The sequence below is a fragment of the Polaromonas sp. LjRoot131 genome, from assembly GCF_964252805.1.
Taxonomy (GTDB): Bacteria; Pseudomonadota; Gammaproteobacteria; order Burkholderiales; family Burkholderiaceae_C; genus Polaromonas.
Window position 1 is genome coordinate 680,369 of record NZ_CAXUPF020000002.1, and the last position, 23,218, is coordinate 703,586.

The 23,218-nt window shown below is 65.2% G+C and carries 17 protein-coding genes and 1 pseudogene; 15 read left to right on the forward strand and 3 right to left on the reverse strand.

Features of this window, described 5'->3' with window-relative positions; genetic code table 11:
* Nucleotides 1-136: 136 nt before the first annotated feature.
* Nucleotides 137-817, reverse strand: coding sequence for a glutathione S-transferase family protein (locus tag ACSQ27_RS13720; RefSeq protein WP_436156038.1), 681 nt, complete (start codon nt 815-817; stop codon nt 137-139).
* A gap of 52 nt (nt 818-869) precedes the next feature.
* Nucleotides 870-1,907, reverse strand: a complete 1,038-nt coding sequence (locus ACSQ27_RS13725) for an AraC family transcriptional regulator (RefSeq protein ID WP_436156039.1) — start codon at nt 1,905-1,907, stop codon at nt 870-872.
* 146 nt (nt 1,908-2,053) lie between these two features.
* Between ACSQ27_RS13725 and ACSQ27_RS13730 the strand changes: the two genes are divergently transcribed.
* The 14 genes and pseudogenes from ACSQ27_RS13730 (at nt 2,054) to ACSQ27_RS13795 (ending at nt 15,722) form a co-directional block, all read left to right on the forward strand.
* Entirely contained in the window at nt 2,054-3,676 is a 1,623-nt protein-coding gene (locus ACSQ27_RS13730; RefSeq protein ID WP_436156040.1) for a carboxyl transferase domain-containing protein, read from the forward strand.
* Between the two features lie 14 nt (nt 3,677-3,690).
* Nucleotides 3,691-4,827, forward strand: coding sequence for an acyl-CoA dehydrogenase family protein (locus ACSQ27_RS13735; protein ID WP_436156041.1), 1,137 nt, complete (start codon nt 3,691-3,693; stop codon nt 4,825-4,827).
* Nucleotides 4,820-5,992 (forward strand): dienelactone hydrolase family protein, encoded by a 1,173-nt coding sequence (locus ACSQ27_RS13740; RefSeq protein ID WP_436156042.1) that lies wholly within the window; start codon nt 4,820-4,822, stop codon nt 5,990-5,992. The genes ACSQ27_RS13735 and ACSQ27_RS13740 overlap by 8 nt, the downstream gene beginning before the upstream one ends.
* On the forward strand, nt 5,989-6,780 hold the full coding sequence (locus ACSQ27_RS13745) for an enoyl-CoA hydratase/isomerase family protein (RefSeq protein WP_436156043.1): 792 nt from the start codon (nt 5,989-5,991) through the stop codon (nt 6,778-6,780). The genes ACSQ27_RS13740 and ACSQ27_RS13745 overlap by 4 nt, the downstream gene beginning before the upstream one ends.
* Before the next feature lie 4 nt (nt 6,781-6,784).
* The gene (locus tag ACSQ27_RS13750) at nt 6,785-7,456 is read left to right on the forward strand and encodes a DUF4126 domain-containing protein (protein WP_436156044.1); all 672 of its coding nucleotides are present in this window, start codon (nt 6,785-6,787) and stop codon (nt 7,454-7,456) included.
* On the forward strand, nt 7,449-9,440 hold the full coding sequence (locus ACSQ27_RS13755) for an acetyl/propionyl/methylcrotonyl-CoA carboxylase subunit alpha (RefSeq protein ID WP_436156045.1): 1,992 nt from the start codon (nt 7,449-7,451) through the stop codon (nt 9,438-9,440). The genes ACSQ27_RS13750 and ACSQ27_RS13755 overlap by 8 nt, the downstream gene beginning before the upstream one ends.
* 20 nt (nt 9,441-9,460) lie before the next feature.
* Nucleotides 9,461-10,399 (forward strand): 2-hydroxyacid dehydrogenase, encoded by a 939-nt coding sequence (locus tag ACSQ27_RS13760; RefSeq protein ID WP_436156046.1) that lies wholly within the window; start codon nt 9,461-9,463, stop codon nt 10,397-10,399.
* A gap of 153 nt (nt 10,400-10,552) precedes the next feature.
* A complete protein-coding gene (locus ACSQ27_RS13765; RefSeq protein ID WP_436156047.1) occupies nt 10,553-11,473 on the forward strand; it encodes a hydroxymethylglutaryl-CoA lyase in 921 nt (306 codons plus the stop codon).
* A gap of 1 nt (nt 11,474) precedes the next feature.
* Nucleotides 11,475-11,969 (forward strand): annotated as a pseudogene (locus ACSQ27_RS13770) (YbaK/EbsC family protein); the annotation flags it as partial.
* A gap of 93 nt (nt 11,970-12,062) precedes the next feature.
* The gene (locus ACSQ27_RS13775) at nt 12,063-12,230 is read left to right on the forward strand and encodes a DUF1289 domain-containing protein (RefSeq protein WP_436156242.1); all 168 of its coding nucleotides are present in this window, start codon (nt 12,063-12,065) and stop codon (nt 12,228-12,230) included.
* Nucleotides 12,231-12,246: 16 nt separating this feature from the next.
* The gene (locus tag ACSQ27_RS13780; protein WP_436156048.1) at nt 12,247-12,897 is read left to right on the forward strand and encodes a 2-hydroxychromene-2-carboxylate isomerase; all 651 of its coding nucleotides are present in this window, start codon (nt 12,247-12,249) and stop codon (nt 12,895-12,897) included.
* Between the two features lie 252 nt (nt 12,898-13,149).
* Nucleotides 13,150-14,808 (forward strand): MFS transporter, encoded by a 1,659-nt coding sequence (locus ACSQ27_RS13785; RefSeq protein ID WP_436156049.1) that lies wholly within the window; start codon nt 13,150-13,152, stop codon nt 14,806-14,808.
* A gap of 133 nt (nt 14,809-14,941) precedes the next feature.
* On the forward strand, nt 14,942-15,073 hold the full coding sequence (locus ACSQ27_RS13790) for a hypothetical protein (protein ID WP_436156050.1): 132 nt from the start codon (nt 14,942-14,944) through the stop codon (nt 15,071-15,073).
* Between the two features lie 184 nt (nt 15,074-15,257).
* A complete protein-coding gene (locus ACSQ27_RS13795; RefSeq protein WP_436156051.1) occupies nt 15,258-15,722 on the forward strand; it encodes a hypothetical protein in 465 nt (154 codons plus the stop codon).
* A 242-nt stretch (nt 15,723-15,964) separates the two neighbouring features.
* Here the strand turns inward: ACSQ27_RS13795 and ACSQ27_RS13800 are convergent, their stop codons facing one another.
* The gene (locus ACSQ27_RS13800; protein WP_436156052.1) at nt 15,965-17,077 is read right to left on the reverse strand and encodes an ABC transporter substrate-binding protein; all 1,113 of its coding nucleotides are present in this window, start codon (nt 17,075-17,077) and stop codon (nt 15,965-15,967) included.
* A gap of 192 nt (nt 17,078-17,269) precedes the next feature.
* On the opposite strand from ACSQ27_RS13800, the gene uvrA reads away from it, so the two are divergent.
* Nucleotides 17,270-23,143, forward strand: a complete 5,874-nt coding sequence (uvrA, locus tag ACSQ27_RS13805; RefSeq protein WP_436156053.1) for an excinuclease ABC subunit UvrA — start codon at nt 17,270-17,272, stop codon at nt 23,141-23,143.
* The last annotated feature ends 75 nt before the right edge of the window (nt 23,144-23,218 follow it).

Here is a 23,218-nt window from a genome sequence, read left to right on the forward strand (position 1 = left end):
ATTCATGCCGCCTGTTTTGCGGGCATCCTGCTGCAAGCCACGCCGAGTAAGGATTTCCGGTGTTGTCCGCACAGGGATACACAAGCTTGCCCACAGAAGCTGTGAATGAATCCCGCAGGTAATTTCCCCCCAGTTGCTACCCCTTGCCCGGCCGCATATCCGGCGCCGGCGTGGTCGGGATGCCCTGGTCCACTGCAGCCTGGTGCTGCGCCAACAAGGCGCGCTGGAATGCCGGGCGTTGCTCCAGCTGCTGGTGGTAATGGCGCACGGCATCGGGGAATTGCGTTGCCAGGCCCAGGTGGGCGGCCAGCATGAGGGCGTAGTGGACTGACACATCGGCTGCGGTGAAGCGGCCGGCGCAGAGAAATTGCTGTTCTTGCTGTAGGGCGGCGTCCATGGCTTTCAGCCGGGCGAGGAACCAGCGGCTGTAGTCTTGCGCGACCTGGGGCTGTTTGCGCTCTTCGGGTTCGAAGTGGGTATAGCGCAGCACCAGGGTTTGCGGAAAGGTCAAAGTGGCTTCGCCCATGTGCAGCCAGTTCAGGTAAGCGCCATGGGCCGGGTCCGTCAGCGGGACGTCCAGCTGGCCGGGGCTGTGCCGTGCCGCGAGGTATTGGCATATCGCCGCGGATTCGGTCATGCGGGTGTCGCCGTCCACCAGCAGCGGCACCGTGCCCAGGGGGTTGTCCGCCAGGAATTCGCGGGCCAGCGCGCGTGGCGGAAAAGGCAGCATGCGCAGCGTGTAGGGCAAGCCCAGTTCTTCGAGTATCCACAAGGGGCGGAAGGAGCGGGCGCTGACGCAGTGGTGAAGGGTGATCATGCGCACAGTCTAGGGTTCCGCGCGTCACAAGTCCTGCCACGAAAGGGGCAAATCAGGCCAGTGGTGGCTGGTTTCCTTGCCGAAACTCCGCGGGTGACTGGCTGCTCCATTCCCGAAACGCCCTCGTAAAACTTTTCTCATTCCGGAACCCCGAAGCCTCAGCCACCTGCTTGATCGGCTTTGTAGTCCTCAGCAACAAGTCCTTGGCCTTCTCAAATCGCACCTCGTCCTTGAGCTGCTGCAGCGAAGCGCCTTCTTCCTGAAGCTGGCGGTGTAAAGAGCGCGGCGACATGTTCAAGGTCGCCGCCAGGGTTTCCGCGGTATGGGAGGCGACGGCCGGGTTCGCCAGCGCCTGTCGCACCTGCTCTACCAGCAGCCTGTCGCGCCGGTACTGCAGCACCGTCAAGGGCAAGGCCCGCTGCAGCATCTGCTGCAAGGCCTTTTCATCACGGCGCAAAGGCAAAGCCAGGTAACGCGCATCAAACCTGATCTCGGCCTGCGCTGCCTTGAACTGCAGGCCCGGGCCGGGGAACATCAGGGCGTAGGCGTCGACATGGGCTGGCGCCTCAAACGGAAAGCGTGCGCCTTGCAGCGGAATGCGCGAATCCACATACCAGCAGGCCAGGCCGTGGATATTGCGCAGCACGTGGACCAAACCGAATTCGCCAACCTGGCCGGGCACCTTCTCTTCGACCGTGATCGCGGCCGTGTCGCCGCTGGTGGTGAGGCGCAGGGTGATGTCATCGGCAATCAGCGCATGGTGGCGGCACCAGCGTTTGAGGGCGATGCCCAGATTCGGTGAGCTGATGGAGGCGCGGGCCAGCATGCCGTAGCTGCCCCAGGGGAGTTTGCGGCTGAAGGCGCCCAGGCCTTCGTCGCCCAGTTCCTGCATGGCGGCGCCTGACAGCAGTTCCATCTGGCGGGCGGTGATGTGGCCGGTCGGCTGTTTGAGCTGGTTTGGCGTGATCTGTGCCAGTTTCAGGGCTTGCTCCGGGCTTTGGCCGTGGCGTTTGTAGGCGGCTGCAATGCTTCTGGCAAAGGCCATGGGCGTGGCGGCGACGGGCGGGTTGGCGGGGCTGCGGAAAGGCATGCGGTGATTCTCGGTGCCGTTGGCAGGATTTGCAACCTTGTTGGCGGCCTGCCGGGGGCGGGTTTTCGCTAAGCTGGCTGTTTGGCGCTAAGGTAGGGCCAGTACGCCCCGCCATGTCTACCGGCGCCCCCATCAGGAAAAAATCCATGTCCGCTCTTGAGACCCAGCTCAACGCCCGTTCCGCCGACTTCCAGGCCAATGCCGCCGCCATGCGCGCGCTGGTCGACGACCTCGGCGCCAAAGTCGCCAAGGCCGCCCACGGCGGCGGCGACACCGCGCGTGCGCGGCACACGGCGCGCGGCAAGCTGCTGCCGCGCGACAGGGTGCAGATGCTGCTGGACCCGGGCACGCCTTTCCTCGAACTCTCGCCGCTGGCCGCCCATGCGATGTACCCGGACCGCGACGGCACCGACAGCGCGCCCTGCGCGGGTGTGATCGCCGGCATAGGCCGCATCAGCGGCGTGGACTGCATGGTGGTGTGCAATGACGCCACCGTGAAGGGCGGCACCTATTACCCGATGACCGTCAAAAAGCATTTGCGCGCGCAGGAGATCGCGCAGCAGAACAACCTGCCTTGTGTCTACCTGGTCGATTCGGGCGGCGCCAACCTGCCCAACCAGGACGAGGTCTTCCCCGACCGCGACCATTTCGGCCGCATCTTTTTTAACCAGGCGAATATGAGCGCCGCGGGCATCGCGCAGATCGCGGTGGTCATGGGCAGCTGCACGGCCGGCGGCGCTTACGTGCCGGCCATGAGCGACGAGACCATCATCGTCAAGAACCAGGGCACCATCTTTCTGGGCGGCCCGCCGCTGGTGAAGGCGGCCATCGGCGAGATCGTTTCGGCCGAAGACCTGGGCGGCGGCGACGTGCACACACGCCTCTCGGGCGTGGCCGACCACCTGGCGCAGAACGACCCGCATGCGCTGGCCCTGGCGCGCCGCGCCGTGGCCAACCTGAACCGGCAAAAGCAGCCCCAGCAGGTGCTGCGCACGCCCGCGCCGCCGCTCTACAGCCCCGAAGAACTCTATGGTGTGATCCCGACCGACACCCGCAAGCCTTATGACGTGCGCGAGATCATCGCGCGCATCGTCGACGGCAGCGAGTTTGCCGAGTTCAAGGCGCGCTACGGCACCACGCTGGTCTGCGGTTTTGCGCATGTCGAGGGCATGCCGGTGGGCATCATCGCCAACAACGGCATCCTGTTCAGCGAGTCGGCGCAGAAGGGCGCGCACTTCATCGAGCTGTGCTGCCAGCGCAAGATACCGCTGGTGTTTTTGCAGAACATCACGGGTTTTATGGTCGGCAAAAAATACGAGGCCGAAGGCATCGCGCGCCACGGCGCCAAGATGGTGATGGCCGTGGCCACGGCCCAGGTGCCCAAGTTCACCATCATCATCGGCGGCAGCTACGGCGCCGGCAATTACGGCATGTGCGGCCGGGCCTATTCGCCGCGCTTTTTGTGGATGTGGCCGAATGCGCGCATCTGCGTGATGGGCGGCGAGCAGGCCGCCGGCGTGCTGGCCACGGTGAAGCGCGACGCGATTGAGGCCAAGGGCGGCCAGTGGAGCGTCGAGGAAGAGGCCGCCTTCAAGCAGCCGGTGCTGGACCAGTTCGGCCACCAGTCCCATCCTTATTACTCCAGCGCGCGGCTCTGGGACGACGGCGTGATCGACCCGGCGGATACGCGGCGGGTGCTGGCGCTGGGGCTCTCGGCCACCTTGAATCAGCCGATTCCCGAGACTAAGTTCGGCGTGTTCCGCATGTAATCCGGAAAGCCGGCATGGACAACATCTACGTCACCCCCGAACACGAACTGCTGCGCGACCAGGTCGCGCGCTTCATCGCGCGCGAGGTCGAGCCCTTTGCCGCTGCCTGGGAAGAAGAGGGCTGCGTGCCGCGCGAAGTTCTGCGCAAGATGGGCGATGCCGGCCTGCTGGGCCTGATGTATGAAGCTGAGTACGGCGGCGGCGAGGCCGATGCGCTGACCAACCTGGTGTTTGCCGAGGCACTGTCGCAGTCGACCTTTGGCGGTTTCATCATCACGGTGCTGGTGCACACCGACATGGCCAGCCCGCATTTGTTCCACGCGGGCAATGCGGCGCAGAAGGCGCGCTACATGCCGGACGTGATTGCCGGGAAGACGATTACCGCGGTCGGCATCACCGAGCCCGGCGCGGGCTCCGACGTGGCGGGCATGCGCATGACGGCCAAACGTGATGGCGACGAATGGGTGCTCAACGGCACCAAGATGTTCATCACCAACGGCGTGCACGCGAACCTGTATTTCATCGCGGCCAAGACCGGCACGGCGCGGCACGACGTGTCCATGTTCATCGTCGAAAAGGGCACGCCGGGATTTAGCGTGGGCCGCGCGCTCAAGAAGACCGGCTGGCTGTCTTCCGACACGGCCGAGCTGGTGTTTGACAACGTGCGCATCCCGGCAGGCAACCTGTTGGGCGAAGAGGGCAAGGGCTTTTATTCGGTCATGAAAAACTTCCAGACCGAACGCATCGCGCTGGCGGCCATGGCGGTCGGCCACTGCACCCAGGCCTTGAAGATGACGCTGGACTATGTGCGCCAACGCCAGGCCTTCGGCGCCACGCTGTGGGACAAACAGACGATTCGCCAGCGCATCGCCATGCTGGACGCCAAGACGCGTGCGGCGCGGCAGTTTATGTACCACTGCGCCTGGTCGGTGACGCAGGGTCGCGACATCGTGCAGGAGGTGTCCATGCTCAAGGCGCTGACCGGCGAGCTGGTCAATGAGGTGTTGTTGACCTGCCAGCAGTTTCACGGCGGCATGGGTTTTATCCGCGAGACAGCGATTGAACGCCTGTGGCGCGATGCGCGTGTGCTGGGCATAGGCGGCGGCGCGACGGAAGTGATGCTGGAAGAGGTGGCGAAACGATATGACTGATACACACCGTTTTTCGCGAACCTTGTGGGCGCCGGCCCTGCTGGGGATGCTGCTGGGCGCCGGCCTGGCTCCCGCGCGCGCGCAGGAGCCGGAACTCAGCGCGGCCCTGAATGAGTCTGTGTTCATGGTGTCCAAAAAAGCCATCATCGGCAGCACCGAACTGGAAACCACGCTCTACAAACCCGACGGCCCCGGGCCTTTCCCGGTGGTGGTCATCAACCACGGCAAGGCGATGGGGGACCCGCGCTTTCAGTCGCGCTACCGGCCGGCCATCGCCGCGCGTTACTTTTTGCAGCGCGGTTACATGGTGCTGGTGCCCATGCGCCAGGGCTTCTCCAAATCCAGCGGGAACTACATAGGCGGTGGCTGCAATGTGGAGAGCAACGGCCGTGTGCAGGCCGAGGACGTCAAGGCGGTGCTCGACTACGCGCTGGCGCAGCCTGAGGCCGACAAAACCCGAATCCTGGTGATGGGCCAATCGCATGGCGGCTGGACCACGCTGGCTTTCGGCACACTCAACTACCCGGGCGTGAGGGGGCTGGTCAACTTCGCGGGCGGCCTGCGGCAGGAAAGCTGCGCGGGCTGGCAAGCCAATCTGGCCCGAGCCGCGGGCACCTATGCGGCCGAAACCCAACTGCCTTCCTTATGGTTCTACGGCGACAACGACAGTTATTTTTCGCCATCCACCTGGCAGGACATGGCGGCACGCTACAACAGCGGCGGCGAGAAGGCGCGTGTGGTCGCTTTCGGGACCTTCAGCAGCGATTCACACAGCATGTTCGGCTCCACCAAGGGCCAGGGCATCTGGCAACCTGAAGTCACGCGTTTCCTCGAAAGCATAGGCCTGCCCAGCCAGCCCGCGCCGGCGTTTGCGCGCTTTGCGCCCGCGGGCAAAAAAACCGAGGCGCCGCCCAAAACCGATTTCGCGGCCATCACCGAAGAGCCCGCGCTGCCTTTCCTGTCGGCTTCCGGCAAGGCAGGCTACAAGGTCTTCCTGTCCAAGGAGGTGCCGCGCGCCTTTGCCGTCGGGCCCACGGGCGGCTGGGGCTGGGCCGAGGGCGGCGACGACCCCGTCAGGCGCGCGCTCGACAGCTGCAACCGCCACGCCTCCGGAAAATGCAAACTCTATGCCGTCGATAACGACGTTGTCTGGACACAACCATGAACCACCTGACCATCCATGTCGAGGCGCACGTCGCCACCGTCACCCTGAACCGCCCCGAGGTGCGCAACGCCTTCAACCAGGAGGTGATCGCCGAGATGACCCGGGCCTTTGTCGAGCTGAGCCTGCGCGATGACGTGCGCTGCGTGGTGCTGGCGGCGAACGGCCCGGCGTTCTGTGCGGGTGCGGACCTGAACTGGATGCGCAGCATGGCCGACTACACCTATGAACAGAACCTGGAAGACGCGGGCCGCCTCGCGACCATGCTGCAGGCCGTGTATGAATGCCCCGTGCCCGTCATTGCCCGTATACAGGGTGATGTGTACGCGGGCGGCACGGGCCTGGTGGCGGCCTGCGACATCGCCGTGTCTGCCGATACAGCGGGCTATTGCCTCAGCGAGGTCAAGCTGGGGCTGATCCCGGCCACCATCAGTCCGTATGTGATCCGGGCCATGGGCGCGCGCGCCGCGCACCGCTATTTCCTGACGGCCGAACGTTTTGACGCGGCCGAGGCCTTGCGCATCGGTTTTGTGCACGAGGTCGTGGCGGCCGAGGCGCTGGACGCCAAGGTGGCCGAGATTGTGAAAGCGTTGGTCAGCGCCGGCCCCGAAGCCGTGAAGCTCTGCAAAAAACTCGTGCAGGACGTGGCCGGGCAGGCCATCACACCCGAACTCACGCAGATGACGGTCCAGGGGATTGCCGACGTGCGGGTGAGCCCTGAAGGCCGAGAGGGCGTTCAATCATTCCTGGAGAAACGCAAGCCAAATTGGCTGCTCTCCAAACCGGCATAAAACCATGACCACCCTGGACACCGCACAACTGATCGCCCTGGCCGGCGCGCTGGGCTGGGCCAGCGGCGTGCGCCTTTACCTGGTGGTGCTGCTGACCGGCCTGGCGGGTTTTATGGGCTGGGTGCCCCTGCCGTCCGGCCTGCAGCTGCTGGCGCACCCGGTGGTGCTGGGTATCAGCGGGTTTATGGTGTTTGTCGAATTTTTCGCCGACAAGATCCCGGGACTCGATTCGCTGTGGGACGTGGTGCATGGCGTGATCCGCATCCCGGCCGGCGCGGCGCTGGCGGCTGCGGTATTCGGCGCCGACAACGGCCTGGGCGCGCTGGTCGCGGCGCTGCTGGGCGGCACGCTGGCCGCCACCAGCTTTGCCGCCAAGGCCACCAGCCGTGCGGCCATCAATACCTCGCCCGAGCCTTTCAGCAATATTGGCGCTTCGCTGCTCGAAGACGGTCTGGTGCCGCTGGGCCTGTGGCTGGCGATTGTCCATCCGCTGGTGTTTATCGTGCTGCTGGCCCTGATGCTGGCGCTCAGCGTCTGGCTGATACGCGTGTGCTGGCGCTTTTTGCGCCAGCTCTTTATCCGCGTGGCCCGGATTTTCAGCGGCAGGCCGGACCCGGGCACTGCCGCCGCTTTTACCTTGACGTCCCCTTTTTCGAAGAAGAATGACCATGTTTAAAAAAATACTGATCGCAAACCGTGGGGAGATTGCCTGCCGCGTGGCGGCTACTGCCCGCCGCATGGCCATCCAGTCCGTCGCGGTGTATTCCGACGCCGATGCGGGTGCCAAGCATGTGGGCTTTTGCGACGAGGCGGTGCACATAGGCGGCAGCGCGCCCAAGGACAGCTATTTGCGCTGGGAGCGCATCATCGAAGCCGCGAAAGCCACGGGCGCCGAGGCGATTCACCCCGGTTACGGCTTCCTGAGCGAGAACGAAGAGTTCGCCCAGGCCTGCGCCAGCGCCGGCCTGGTGTTTATCGGCCCGCCGGCTTCGGCCATCAAGGCCATGGGCCTGAAAGCCGAGTCCAAACAGCTGATGGAAAAAGCCGGTGTGCCGCTGGTGCCCGGCTACCACGGCAGCGACCAGGACCCGGCGCTGCTCAAGCGCGAGGCAGACCGCATCGGCTACCCGGTGCTGATCAAGGCCAGCGCGGGCGGCGGCGGCAAGGGCATGCGCGCGGTCGAGAAAAGCGAAGACTTCGAAGCCGCGCTGGCCTCCTGCAAACGCGAGGCCATCAACAGTTTTGGCGACGACGCGGTGCTGGTCGAAAAGTATGCCCAGCGCCCGCGCCACATCGAGATCCAGGTGTTTGGCGACACCCACGGCAACTACGTCTACCTGTTCGAGCGCGACTGTTCGGTGCAGCGCCGTCACCAGAAGGTGCTGGAAGAAGCGCCGGCCCCGGGCATGACGGAAGCCATGCGCAAGCAGATGGGCGAGGCCGCCGTGGCGGCGGCACGCGCGGTGAACTACGTCGGTGCCGGCACCGTGGAATTTATCGTCGAGCAGCGCGCCGACGGCAGCATGAACTTCTTCTTCATGGAAATGAACACACGTCTGCAGGTGGAGCACCCGGTGACCGAAGCCATCACCGGCCTGGACCTGGTCGAGTGGCAGCTGCGTGTGGCCTCGGGCGAAAAGCTGCCGCTGGCGCAGGAGCAGCTGCGCATACATGGCCATGCGATCGAGGCGCGCATCTGCGCCGAAACGCCGGACAACAACTTCCTGCCGGCCACCGGCACCTTGCACGTCTACAAAAAGCCGGTGCACACGGCGTTTGAACGCGGCCAGGTGCGTGTGGACGACGGCGTGCGCGAGGGCGATGCGATCTCGCCCTATTACGACTCCATGGTGGCCAAGCTCATCGTGCACGGCGCCACGCGTGAAGAGGCGCTGGCCCGGCTTGACGACGCGCTGGCGCAGACCCGCATCGTGGGCCTGAGCACCAATGTGCAGTTTTTGCGTTATGTGGTGCGCAGCCCTTCGTTCGCCAAAGCCAACCTCGACACCGCGTTGATCCAGCGCGAGGAAGCCGTGCTCTTCAAGCAGGAGCCCGTGGGCCTGGCCCTCGCGGCCGCGGCGGCGGTGGCCAAGCAACTGCTCGACGAGCGCGCCCTGGAGGGCGCCGACCCTTTCAGCCGGCGCGACGGCTGGCGTTCGCATGGTGTGGTGCAGCGGCGTTTTGAGTTTGAATTCCATGGCGAACCGGCCAAGGCCGTGCTGAGCTACGGGCATGACGGCGCGCTGCATCTGGCATTGGATGGCGTGGCGGGCCCGTTGGTATTTTCCGAAAGCGCGCAGGGCCTGGACATCGAGTTCGCAGGCCAGCGCATGACGGCGGCCGTGTATGCGCAGGGCGAACTCGACCATGTGTTCAGCGCGCGCGGCGCGACACAAATCCTCTCGATAGACCTCTTGGCCCATGCGGGCGAAGCCCAGGCCGAGGGCGGGCGCCTGACCGCGCCCATGCCGGGCAAGGTCGTGTCCTTTGCCGTCAAGGCCGGCGACAAGGTGAGCAAAGGCCAGCCGCTGGCCGTGATGGAGGCCATGAAAATGGAGCACACCATCGCCGCGCCGGCCGACGGCACGGTGCAGGAATTGTTGTATGCGCCGGGTGACCAGGTCAGCGAGGGCGCGGAATTGTTGAAAATAGCCGTTTGACCTTTCAACGGAAATTCTCAATGCGCATCAGTTTTTGCTGTTCCGACACCAAACCCCAACCCTGGGTGGACGGCCTCAAGGCCTCCTTCCCCGATGCCGATGTGGCGCTGTGGTCTGCGGGGGCGGAGCCCGCCGACTACGCGGTGGTCTGGCAGCCGCCCCAGCAGTTCTTTGACGAGCAGGCAAAGCTCAAGGGCATCTTCAACATAGGCGCGGGCGTCGATGCCCTCATGAAGCTGCGGCTTCCGGCCGGCGTGCCGGTGGTGCGGCTGGACGATGCCGGCATGTCGGCGCAGATGGCCGAGTATGTGTGCCATGCGGTGATACGCCATTTCCGCGAGCTTGACGCGTATGAGGCTGACATTGCCGAAGGCAAATGGTCTTACCGCAAACCGCGCCTGCGGACCGACTACCCCATCGGCGTGATGGGCCTGGGCGTGTTGGGCGAACGTGTGAGCCGGGCGTTGGCGCAGTTCGACTTTCCGGTCAACGGCTGGAGCCGCTCGCCCAAGGCGATTGAGGGCGTGCAATGTTTTTCGGGCGAGGTGGGCAGCGCCGGCTTCCGGGATTTCCTGGCGGCCAGCCGCATCCTGGTCTGCCTGCTGCCGCTGACGCCCGACACGCAGGGCATCATGAACCGGGACACGCTGTCGCGGCTGCGGCCGGGCGGCTATGTCATCAATGTGGCGCGCGGCAGCCATCTGGTGGACGAAGACCTGATCACGCTGATCGATAACGGCCACCTGGCGGGCGCGACGCTGGATGTGTTTCGCACCGAGCCGCTGCCGGCGGACCATCCCTTCTGGAGGCATCCAAAAATCGGGGTGACACCGCACACCTCGGCGCGCACCCTGCGCGAGGAAAGCATTGCCCAGATTGCGGGCAAGATTCGCAGCCTGGCAGGCGGCGCGCCGATAAGTACCCTCGCCGGTGTGGTTGACCCAAAAAAGGGATACTAGGATGGAGCCCCCACGGTCGCTCACTGCGTGTAGCTCCCTGCCCCCCGAGGGGGCCGCTGCGCCTGCGGTCTGGCAAAGCCAGTCCCGCGGCCCCTGCTTGCTTTAGACACCGACCGGCGCGCGCGTGACCACGTCATCTCCTGAAAGAGTTCCATGAAACTACCCTCCAGAGTCAAGCTTGTCGACGTCGGCCCCCGCGACGGGCTGCAGAATGAAAAAGCCCAGGTGCCGGCCGCGGTGAAGATCGAGCTGGTGCACCGACTGCAGGACGCGGGCCTGACCGAGATCGAGGTCACGAGCTACGTTTCGCCCAAGTGGGTGCCGCAGATGGCCGACAACGCCGAGGTGATGGCCGGTATCAAGCGAAAACCCGGCGTGCGCTACTCGGTGCTGACGCCGAACATCAAGGGCTTTGAGGCCGCCATCGCGCCGCCGCGCGAACTGTGGCCCGATGAGATCGTGGTCTTCGGCGCGGCCAGCGAGGCCTTCAGCCAGAAGAACATCAACTGCTCGATCGCCGAAAGCATTGAGCGCTTCCGCCCCGTGGTCGAGGCTGCACGCGAGAAGGGCATTTATGTGCGCGGCGCGATGTCCTGCACCGTGGGCTGCCCTTACGAAGGCGAGATCGCCCCCGAGCGCGTCGGCATGCTGGCCGGCCTCATGAAGGGCATTGGCGTGCAGCACGTGGGCGTGGCCGACACGATAGGCGTGGGCACGCCGCTCAAGGTGCAGCGCGCGCTGGATGCGACGCTGGCGCATTTCGACCTCAACGACGTCTCGGGCCATTTCCATGACACCTATGGCCAGGCCCTGGGCAACACCCTGGCCTCGCTGCAGATGGGTGTCTGGCAGTTCGACACCTCTGTTGCGGGCTTGGGAGGCTGCCCGTTTGCCAAGGGCGCCACCGGCAACGTCGCCACGGAAGACGTGGTCTACCTGCTGCATGGCATGGGCATTGAAACCGGCATAGACCTCGACAAACTCATTGATGCCGGAAAATTCATCAGCGACTTCCTGGGCCGAAAACCGAATTCCCGCGCCGCGACGGCGCTTTTGAACAAACGAGCGAATTGATATGTGTGGTGCTGAACTGAAGAGCTTGCCCGAAGGGGTTCAACGTGTGGCGGCTGTGCTGCGGGAAAGCGGCCATCCGCATATGCCCGTGATGCTGGACGACGCGGCGCGTACCGCGCAGCAGGCGGCCGATGCGCTGGGCGTGCGCCTGGGGCAGATCGCCAAGAGCATCATCTTTCGCCGCAAGTCGGACGATGCTGCGGTGCTGGTCGTGACCTCGGGCGACAGGCGGGTCGACGAACGCAAGGTCGAGGCCCTGGTCTGCACGGACGGCAAGCGCGTGGGCCGCGCTGATGCGGAGTTTGTCAAAAGCAAAACCGGCTTTTCCATAGGCGGCGTGTCTCCCGTGGGGCATATCACCGAGGCGGTTGTGCTGGTGGACCTGAGCCTGATGCGTTTTGAGGAAGTCTGGGCCGCGGCCGGCCATCCGCATGCGGTGTTCAAGCTGATGCCGCAGGAGCTCGAGCTGCTGACCGGCGCACCCGTGGTCGACGTGGCGGTGGACCTGGACGAGGAAAGCATCGCGCGCGAGCAGGCGATCGCGCAGGTGACGGCGCGCGGCCGCACGGTGGAAGCGGCGGGTGACGCCGTGCCCTCGCCCTGCATCTCGGTGTGCCGCGTGAGCGCCGACACCGGCCTCTGCGAAGGCTGCTTCCGCACGCTGGGCGAGATCTCGGCCTGGGCGCGCTCCGGCCCCGAGGTGCAGCGCGAACTCTGGCGCACCATAGGCCAGCGCATGGCGGCCGTGCGGGCATAAACCAAGTGGGCGTCCCATGAAGCACATCAATTTTTACCTCGACTTCATTTCGCCCTACGCCTACCTGGCCTTCGAGCACCTGCCCGAAGCCCTCAAGGGCCTGAGCTACAGCGTGAGCTACCGGCCCGTGCTGTTTGCCGCGATGCTCAAGCACCACGGCCAGCTGGGCCCGGCGGAAATCGCACCCAAGCGCGACTGGACTTACCGGCAAGTGCTGTGGCATGCGCACAGCAAGGGCATCGCCATGCAGATACCGGCGAGCCATCCCTTCAACCCCTTGCCGCTGCTGCGCCTGGCCAGCGCGTGTGGTACGCCCGTGGATCCGGCAAGCATCAACCGCTATGTCTGCGAGACGATTTTTCGCCACGTCTGGCAGGGCGGCGCCGAGGCGGCGGATGAGCAGCGGCTGGCCGCGCTGACGGCGCTGCTTGCGCCGCAGCATCACCTGACAGCCGATGAAGCAAAAGCGCAGCTGAAAAAAAACACCGACGAAGCCATCGCACTGAAGGTCTTCGGCGTGCCCGCGATGGAAGTCGACGGGAAAATTTTCTGGGGCTTCGACGCGCTGCCCATGCTGCGTGAATACCTGCTGGGCAACGCCTGGTTTGAGGGCGAGGGCTGGAACGGCGTGAGCAAAATTTCCGTGGGTATTTCGCGCAAGGCGTGATGCGGATGTGGACGTAAGCACGCGTATGGCCGTGTAAGCGACTTTGACGCGTGGTGTAAGAAGGTTCTACGCGTTTTCCCGGAGGAGCTTCGCATGCTGAAAAGTTTCTCAAGGGTTTCCCCTTGAGTTGTCAGCCACGCATAAGTTTCACGAAAGCTCCTGTTAGTTTCACGTCAGAGCTAGGTCAGGGACTCCAAAAATAATCAGTGAAGCTTCCATACCGGAGGCCCTCACTATTTGGAGACACACATCATGGCAACAGCCGTCGACAACAGACCCATGACCGCCGAGCAGAAGAAGGTGATCTTCGCCTCTTCGCTCGGCACCGTATTTGAGTGGTACGACTTCTACCTCTACGGTTCATTGGCCGCCATCATCGCCAAGCAGTTCTTCAGCGGACTGGACTCGGGATCGGCCTTCATCTTCGCGCTGCTCGCGTTTGCCGCCGGCTTCATCGTGCGCCCCTTCGGCGCGCTGGTGTTCGGCCGCCTGGGCGACATGATCGGCCGCAAGTACACCTTCCTGGTCACCATCGTGATCATGGGCCTGTCGACCTTCATCGTGGGCCTGCTGCCCAACTACGCCTCCATCGGCGTGGCCGCACCGGTGATCCTGATCGCCCTGCGCATGCTGCAAGGCCTGGCACTCGGCGGTGAGTACGGCGGCGCAGCCGTCTACGTGGCAGAGCACTCGCCCCAGGGCAAGCGCGGCGCCTACACCTCCTGGATCCAGACCACGGCCACGCTGGGCCTGTTCCTGAGCCTGCTGGTGATCCTGGGCGTGCGTACCGTCATGGGCGAAGCCGCTTTCGCCGACTGGGGCTGGCGCATTCCGTTCATCGTTTCCATCCTGCTGCTGGGCGTGTCGGTCTACATCCGTCTGTCGATGAATGAATCTCCCGCCTTCCAGAAGATGAAGGCCGAGGGCAAGACCTCCAAGGCACCGCTGTCCGAGTCCTTCGGCCAGTGGAAAAACCTGAAGATCGTGATCCTGGCGCTGATCGGCCTGACCGCCGGCCAGGCCGTGGTCTGGTATTCGGGCCAGTTCTACGCGCTGTTCTTCCTGACGCAGGCGCTCAAGGTCGACGGCCCCACGGCCAACATCCTGGTGGCTTACTCGCTGATCCTGGGCACGCCTTTCTTCGTGATCTTCGGCACGCTGTCGGACAAGATCGGCCGCAAGCCCATCATCATGGCCGGCTGCCTGCTGGCCGTGGTCACCTACTTCCCGGTGTTCACCGCGCTGACCAAGGCCGCCAACCCCGACCTCGCCGCCGCGCAAGCCAAGAACAAGGTGGTGGTGACCGCCGATCCGAAAGAGTGCTCGTTCCAGTTCAACCCGACCGGCACCGTCAAGTTCACCAGCTCGTGCGACATCGCCAAGCAGGTGCTGGCAGGCGCTTCGGTGAGCTATGACAACGTGGCAGCGGCCCCCGGCACGGTGGCCTCCATCAAGATCGGCGAAACCGCGATCCCCAGCTACAACGCCAAGGGCCTGAGCGCCGACGACGCCAAGAAGAAGGACGCCGAGTTCAAGAAGCTCGTCGCGGACGACCTGAAGGCCGCCGGCTACCCGAGCAAGGCCGACCCGGCCAAGGTCGACAAGGTGATGGTCACGCTGATCCTGTTCTACCTGGTGGTGCTGGTGACCATGGTCTACGGCCCGATCGCAGCCATGCTGGTGGAGCTGTTCCCGACCCGTATCCGCTACACCTCGATGAGCCTGCCGTACCACATCGGCAACGGCTGGTTCGGCGGCCTGCTGCCGACGACCGCCTTCGCCATCGTGGCGCAGACCGGCAATATGTACAACGGCCTCTGGTATCCCATCATCGTTGCCGGCATGACGCTGGTGGTGGGCACCTTGTTCATCAAGGAAACCAAGGACGTGGATATCTACGCCAACGACTGATTGGTGTGATCGCCGGGGCGGGCCCAGCGGCCCGCGCCGGTTTCTTCAGGCTGTAGAGCCTTGTGATATTTGCAGGCCCTCGTCATCCATGTGCCGGGGGCTTTTTTTTGGCCTTTTTTTGGAGAAGAGAAAAATGTGGAAACTCGTACTCGGATTTATCGTGATCGCCGGCTTGGCCCTGTTCCTGCTGAACAAGGGCGGCGACATAGACCTCGGTGGTGAAAAACACGGCGTGTTGCCCGCGCCCCTCACGGCCCGCGGCTGAGCGTGAGGTAATGCAGCGGATGCGTTTCCAGTTGAAGGACATCGCCCCGACCATGCCCGAAACAGGTGCATTGGCGGTAAAAATGGGGTAAATTGAATCAGAGGCGACAAAAAAGTATTAACACCTGTCTCTGCGCCATGCACAAATGTCTGTGCCCCCCGGCGTTTTTACTGGAGAACAGCTGATGATTTACACCAAGACGGAATTAGGCCAATCCGCATTACAGGACCGTTCCATTCCGATGACGCCGAGGCAACGCTCCGCTTTCATCATGTTTGACGGCAAGCGCAGCATGGAGGATGTGGTCAAGGCCACGGCGGGCCTGGGCGTCACGGCGGAAGACATCGCCCACCTGCTGTCGCTGGGCCTGCTGGCACCGGCCGCGGTGCAGGCACCCGCCGCCCCGGCGGCGCCGGTGTCCGCGCAGAATGCCGACGGCTCACCCACGCTGACCGCGCAGGAACACTATTCCAGGGCCTACCCGATCGCCACCCGGCTCACGGCCGGCCTGGGATTGCGGGGTTTCCGCCTCAACCTCGCGGTGGAAGCCGCGGGCGACATCGACAAGCTCAAGGAGCTCGCGCCCAAGATCAAGGAAGCCGTCGGCCCCGAGAAGTTCAAGGAACTCGAAAACGCGCTTTACTTCTGAGCAAACCTGCACGGCCCGACGGCCCGACGGCCCGACGGCCTGACGGCCTGACGCCGCGAGGTCTGCGAATCCACAAGCAGGGGCCGCGAACCGGCTCTGCCGGGCGCAAGGCGCCTGTCCCCCTCGGGGGAGGTGACGCTACACGAAGTGAGCGTCGGCAGGGGGGACTCTCTTCCCAAGGCGCCTGTCCCCCTTGGGGGAGGGGACGCTACACGAAGTGAGCGTCAGCAGGGGGGAGCTATCTACCTCTTGAATTTGCCGTCGGTCCCGATGATGGACAGGTCGGCGAAGTCCAGGCCGGTGTGGTCTTCGGGGGTGTAGCTGACCTCGAGCCCGCCGATGTCGAGCTTGCGCAGGCCTTCGAGCGCCGCCTGCAATTTCTCGCGCGTGGGTTTGGCGCCGGCCCGGCGCAGGCCCTCCACCAGCACCTTGGCCGCGGCGAAACCTTCCAGCATGGCGGGGCTCACCTCGCTCTGGCCCTTGGCCTTGGCCAGTTCCTGGGCTTCCTTGACCATGGGGAAGGCGATGGAGCGCTCATACGGAAAGACCTGGGTCACGATCACGCCGCGGGCGTTGTCGCCCAGGCTTTTCACAAAACCGCCCGAGGCATTGTTCGACAGCGTGACGATCTGCGCCGTGGAGCCGGCCGCGCGGAAGGCCTTGACGCCGTCGACCACGGCCTGGCCCGAGGCCACCATGATGACGGCCTGTGCGTTGGACTGGTAGACCTTGGGCGCGATGGGCGCGAAGTCGGGCTTGCTGCGGTCGAATTTTTCAAGCACGGCGGGTTGCAGCTTGGCGGTGGTCAATCCCTTTTGCGCGCCCATGACACCGTCGGCACCGAAGCTGTCATCGGCATAGACGATGCCGATGCGGGTGATACCCATGGAGTGGAGATGGGTGACCGCCTTTTCGGCTTCGCGCTGGTAGGTGGCGCGCACGTTGAACACGTGTTTCCTGACCGGCTGGTGCAGCACCATGGCGCCGGTGGACGGGCCCACCAGCGGAACGCCGTGCTTGTCGAGCAGGGGGATGATGCCTTCGGTGTGCGGCGTGCCGCGCGTGAGGAAGAGCGCGACCACGTTCTGTTCTTCGACCAGCTTGCGCGCGTTCTCGGCCGCGAGCTTGGGCTCGAACTTGTCGTCGAGCGAGACCAGTTCGATCTTCTGCCCGTTCACGCCGCCCTTGGCGTTGACGGCGTCGATGTAGAGCTTGGCGCCCTCGGTGGTTTCCTTGACGCCGGCGCCCACGGGGCCGCTGAAGCCGGCGGTCTGCCCGACCAGGATTTGCGCCTGGCCCAGCTGGCTCAGGGCGGCCATCGCGAGGGCCGCGCACCAGCGCTTGCTTGCTGTCATGTTGTGTCTCCTTGATGAATCAATCCCAGACCGCAAAGTTAAACATGAAAGTGCAAAAAACGTCAGCAGGAAAACCAGAATGCGCCCTAATTGGCGGCGGCAAAAGTGCACAAAAGGGGCATTAATCCTCATGCCAGGCACGGCCGGGTGCTTTGCCTAGAATGTTTGACCTCTTCAGGAAAGACCGCACTCATGTCCCAGGGAACCATCCGCATCCGCGGCGCGCGCCAGCACAACCTCAAAAACCTCGACCTCGACATCCGCACCGGTGAAATGACGGTGGTGACCGGCCCCAGCGGCTCGGGAAAGTCCTCGCTGGTGTTCGACACCCTGTTCGCCGAAGGCCAGCGCCGTTATGTGGAGACTTTCTCGGCCTATGCGCGCCAGTTCCTGGACCGCATGGACAAGCCGGCCGTCGACAAGGTGGAGGGCGTGCCCCCGGCCATCGCCATCGACCAGACCAACCCGGTGCGCAGCTCGCGCTCCACCGTGGGCACCATGACGGAGCTCAACGACCACCTGAAGCTGCTCTACGCGCGCGCCGCGCAGCTCTTCGACAAGCAGACCGCGCAGAACGTGCGCCACGACACACCTGAATCGATCTACGCCGAACTGATGGCGCGCACCAAAGAGGGTGATCCGCGCGTGGTGCTGACCTTCCCGGTCGAGCTGCCGGGCAACACCAGCGCCGAACAGGTGGAGCAGTGGCTGTCGGTCAGCGGCTTCACGCGCGTGCATGCGCAGCGCGACGTCGCCACGCCGGCCGGGCCGCACAAGCTGCTCGACGTGGTGGCCGACCGCTTTCGCACGCATGCGGTGGAAAAATCCCGTGTGATGGACGCCATCGAGACGGCACTCAAGCGCGGTGGCCGCCTCAATGTCTACGTGCAGCATGCCGAGGATGGGCAACCGGACGTGATGTGGCGCTTTTCGACGGGCCTGCATTGCCCCGACAGCGACCTGCGCTACACCAACCCCACGCCCTCGCTGTTTTCCTTCAATTCGGCCATGGGCGCCTGCGAAACCTGTCGCGGCTTCGGCCGCGTGATCGGCGTGGACTACGGCCTGGTGATTCCCAACGACAAGCTGACCTTGCGTGCCGGCGCCATCAAAACCATACAGACGCCGGCCTGGAAAGAAGCGCAGGACGATTTGATGCGCCACGCCGAGGCGGCCGGCATCCCGCGCGACACGCCCTGGTACAAGCTCACGCCGGCGCAGCAGGGCTGGGTCATCAACGGCATGCCGGGCTACAAGGACGGCAACTGGAACAAGCAGTGGTACGGCATAAAGCGTTTCTTCGAGTACCTTGAAAGCAAGGCCTACAAGATGCACATCCGCGTGCTGCTGTCCAAGTACCGCAGCTACACGCCCTGTGAAACCTGCGGCGGCGCGCGCCTCAAGCTCGAATCGCTGCTGTGGCGCCTGGGCTCCAAGGAGGCCGCCGACGCGGTGCTGCCGCCCAGCCAGCGTTTCATGCCGGTGGGCGTGCAGTGGAGCCGCGAGCAGCTCGAGGCCCTGCCGGGCCTGGCGCTGCACGACCTGATGCGCCTGCCCATAGACCGGCTGCGCCAGTTCTTCAGCGGCCTGTCGCTCGACGTGATGGGCGACGACGCTGAACTGCAGGCGCTCAAGTCGCTGTTCGAGGAAATCCAGACGCGCGTGAAATACCTGTGCGACGTCGGCATCGGCTACCTGACGCTGGACCGGCAAAGCCGCACGCTGTCGGGCGGCGAGGTGCAGCGCATCAACCTCACGACGGCGCTGGGCACCTCGCTGGTCAACACGCTGTTTGTGCTCGACGAGCCTTCCATCGGCCTGCACCCGCGCGACATGAACCGCATCACCCAGGCCATGCACCGGCTGCGCGATGCGGGCAACACGCTGGTGGTGGTCGAGCACGACCCGGCCGTGATGCTGGCCGCCGACCGCCTGATCGACATGGGCCCGGGCCCGGGCGAGAAGGGCGGCCAGATTGTTTTTGACGGCACGCCCGACGACATCAAGCATGCCGACACGCTGACCGGCGCCTACCTCGGCTCGCGCAAGCAGGTGGGCATGGGCTTCAAGCGCGCGGTGACCGAGAACACGCCGCGCCTGATCCTGGAAGGCGCGCGCGACCACAACCTGAAGAACCTGACGGTGGACTTCCCGCTGCAGCGCCTGGTCTGCGTGACCGGCGTCAGCGGCTCCGGCAAGTCCACGCTGATGCAGGACATCCTGGCGCCGGCGCTGCTGCGCCAGTTCGGCAAGGCGACCGAAACGCCGGGCCTGCATGACCGCCTCATGGGCGCCGACCACCTGACCGACGTGGTGTTTGTCGACCAGTCGCCCATCGGCAAGACGGCGCGCTCCAACCCGGCGAGTTATGTGGGTGCCTGGGACGCGGTGCGCGACCTGTTCGCGCTGGCACCGCTGGCCAAACAGCGCAGCTACACCGCCACCAAGTTCAGCTTCAACAACGGCGACGGCCGCTGCCCGACCTGCGGCGGCTCGGGCTTCGAGCACGTCGAGATGCAGTTCCTGAGCGACGTCTACCTGCGCTGCCCCGACTGCGACGGCAAGCGCTACCGCGCCGAAATCCTGGAAGTGACGATTGAGCGCAAGGCCGTCGGCGACCTCAAGCCGCGCCTGCTCAATGTGTCCGACGTGCTGGACCTGACGGTCAGCGAGGCGATCGCCTTGTTTGCGCAGGACCGCGAGGTGGTGCGTTCCCTGCAGCCCATCGTGGACGTGGGCCTGGAATATGTGAAGCTGGGCCAGCCCGTGCCCACGCTGTCGGGCGGCGAGGCGCAGCGCCTGAAGCTCGCGGGCTTCCTGGCCAATGCCAGCAAGACCACCAGCGCGAGCAAACAGGCGCTGGCCCTCAGGCAGCCCGGCCGGGGCACGCTGTTTTTGTTCGACGAGCCGACCACCGGCCTGCACTTCGACGACATTGCCAAGCTGATGCGCGCGCTGCGCAAGCTGCTGGAAGCCGGCCACTCGCTGATCGTGATCGAGCACAACCTCGACGTGATCCGCTCGGCCGACTGGCTCATCGACTTGGGGCCCGAAGGCGGCGAGGCCGGCGGCCTGCTGGTGGCCCAGGGCACGCCCGAGGAGGTGCGCCAGCACCCGACCTCGCACACCGCGCTGGCGCTGCGCGAGTACGAACATGCCATGGGCAAGGTGCACGGCGTGGAAGAGTCGCGGCCCAAGGTGTGGGCCACGCGGCCGGCGTTTTCCAACCTGATCCAGATCGTCAATGCGAAAGAGAACAACCTCAAGAGCCTGTCGGTCGACATTCCGCGCGGCAAGTTCAATGTGGTGACGGGTGTATCGGGCTCCGGCAAGTCCACGCTGGCTTTCGACATTTTGTTCAACGAAGGGCAGCGCCGCTACCTGGAGTCGCTGAACGCTTACGCGCGCAGCATCGTGCAGCCGGCGGGCCGGCCCGAGGTCGATGCGGTCTACGGCATCCCGCCCACTGTGGCGATTGAACAGCGCCTGTCGCGCGGCGGGCGCAAGTCCACCGTGGGCACGACCACCGAGGTCTGGCATTTCCTGCGCCTCTTGTATGTGAAGCTGGGCATACAGCATTGCACCAAAGAGGGCGCGGCCGTGATGCCGCAAAGCCCCGAAAGCATCGCGGCGCAGCTGCTCAAGACCTACCGCGGCCAGCACATCGGCCTGCTGGCGCCGCTGGTGATCGCGCGCAAGGGTGTCTACACCGAGCTGGCCGACTGGGCGCGCCCGCGCGGCTACACGCACTTGCGCATTGACGGCGAGTTTTTGCCGACCACGGGTTTCCCGCGCATAGACCGCTTCAAGGAACACACGGTGGAGCTGCCGATCGCCGACATCCATGTCTCGCCCGAGAACGAGGCTGCTTTGCGTTCAGCGCTGGCCACCGCGCTGGAGCACGGCAAGGGCGTGGTCCACGTGCTGGCGCCGCTCGATGGTTTGCGCGGCGCGATGATGGCCGGCGCCAGCGCCAAAAACATCGGCAAGCTGATCGCGTTTTCGACCAAGCGCGCCTGCCCGGTTTGCGCGACCTCGTATGCCGAACTGGACCCGCGCCTCTTCAGCTACAACAGCAAGCACGGCTGGTGCCCCGACTGCGTGGGCACGGGCGTCAAGCTCACCAAGGAGCAGCGCAAGGTGTTTGACGACTCGGTGATGGACGACGACAACAAGGGCCGCGAGCAGAGTTTTGCGGAGCCCGAGGTGGAAGACGTGGCCGGCACCGCCTGCCCGCGCTGCGAGGGCACGCGCCTCAATGCGACGGCCCGCGCGGTGAAGTTCGCCGGCGTCGGCATCGCCGACATCGCGGCGTTGTCGGTGACCGACGTGCGGCGCTGGGTCGAAAAACTCGCGCTGCTGGGCCGCGAGGCCGGCATCGCGCGCGACCTGATCCCCGAGATCAAGAGCCGGCTCGAGTTCCTCGAGGACGTGGGCCTGGGCTACCTCACGCTGGACCGCGGCGCGCCCACGCTCTCCGGCGGCGAGGCGCAGCGCATACGCCTGGCGGCGCAGCTGGGCTCCAACCTGCAGGGCGTCTGCTACGTGCTGGACGAACCGACGATCGGCCTGCATCCGCGCGACAACCAGATCTTGCTGGGTGCGCTGGGCAAGCTCAGCGACCGCGGCAACACGCTGGTGGTGGTCGAGCATGACGAAGACACGATTCGCCGGGCCGACAACATCATCGACATAGGCCCTGGCGCGGGCAAGCGCGGCGGCACGCTGGTGGGGCAGGGCACGGCGGCGCAGCTGTCGGCCATCCCCGAGTCGCTGACGGGCCGCTACCTGGCGAACCCCTTGATCCACCCGCTGCATGCGCGCCGTGAAACGCGCAAGGGCGCAGCGCCGGTGGCCGTGGTGGAAGCGGCCGTCACCGACGCCACCGCCAAGCCCGTGAGCAAGCAGAAGGCGGCCTTGCTCAAGGCCGCTGCGCTGAAAGCCGCCGCGGCCAATGCCAGCGCGCTGCACAACGCGGCGCCCGCCGCGGCGAGCAAGTTCACCTCCTGGCTCACGGTGGTCAATGCCGACCTGCACAACCTCAAGGACGTGTCGGTCACCGTGCCGCTGTACCGCCTGGTGGCGGTGACGGGCGTGTCGGGCTCCGGCAAGTCCACGCTGGCGCGCGACGTGCTGCTGACCAATGTGCATGCGGGCGTGATGCAGCGTTCGACCAAGTCCGGGCGCGACGCCGACGACAGGGGCAAGACGCCCGACTGGACCGGCTGTGAACGCATCGAAGGCTATGCGGCCGTGGACCGCGTGCTCGAGGTCGACCAGACGCCGATCGGCAAGACGCCGCGCTCCTGCCCGGCCACCTACATCGGCTTCTGGGACACGATTCGCAAGCTGTTTGCCGACACGCTGGAAGCCCGCGCGCGCGGCTACGGCGCCGGCCGCTTCTCCTTCAATACCGGCGAAGGCCGCTGCCCGACCTGCGAAGGCGCGGGCGTGCGCACCATCGGCATGAGCTTTTTGCCCGACGTGAAAGTGCTGTGCGAAACCTGCCACGGCGCGCGCTTCAACCCCGAAACCCAGGCCGTGACCTGGCGCGGCAAGAACATCGGTGACGTGCTGAAAATGGAAGTGGACGAGGCGGTGGACTTCTTTTCCTCCATGCCCAACATCAGCCACCCGCTGCAGTTGCTGAAAGACGTGGGCCTGGGCTACCTCACGCTGGGCCAGCCTTCGCCGACACTGTCGGGCGGCGAGGCGCAGCGCATCAAGCTGGTGACCGAACTCAGCAAGGTGCGCGACGACATCACGCGCCGCGGCCAGAAGGCGCCGCACACACTCTACGTGCTGGACGAACCCACGGTGGGCCTGCACATGGCCGACGTCGAAAAGCTGATCCACGTGCTGCACCGCCTGGTCAACGGCGGCCACAGCGTGGTGGTGATCGAACACGACCTGGACGTGATCGCCGAAGCCGACTGGGTGATCGACCTGGGCCCGGACGGCGGCAACGCCGGCGGGCGCGTGGTGGCGTCGGCGCCGCCGGAGGCGGTGGTCAAGCTGGGGACGCATACGGGGAAAGCCCTGGAAAGCGTGCTGGCCCGAAGCTAGCTCACCTCGTCGAACGCTTACTTCGTGTAGCGCCTTCCCCCTTCCAGGGGCGGCGCTTGCGGCCCGGCAAAGCCG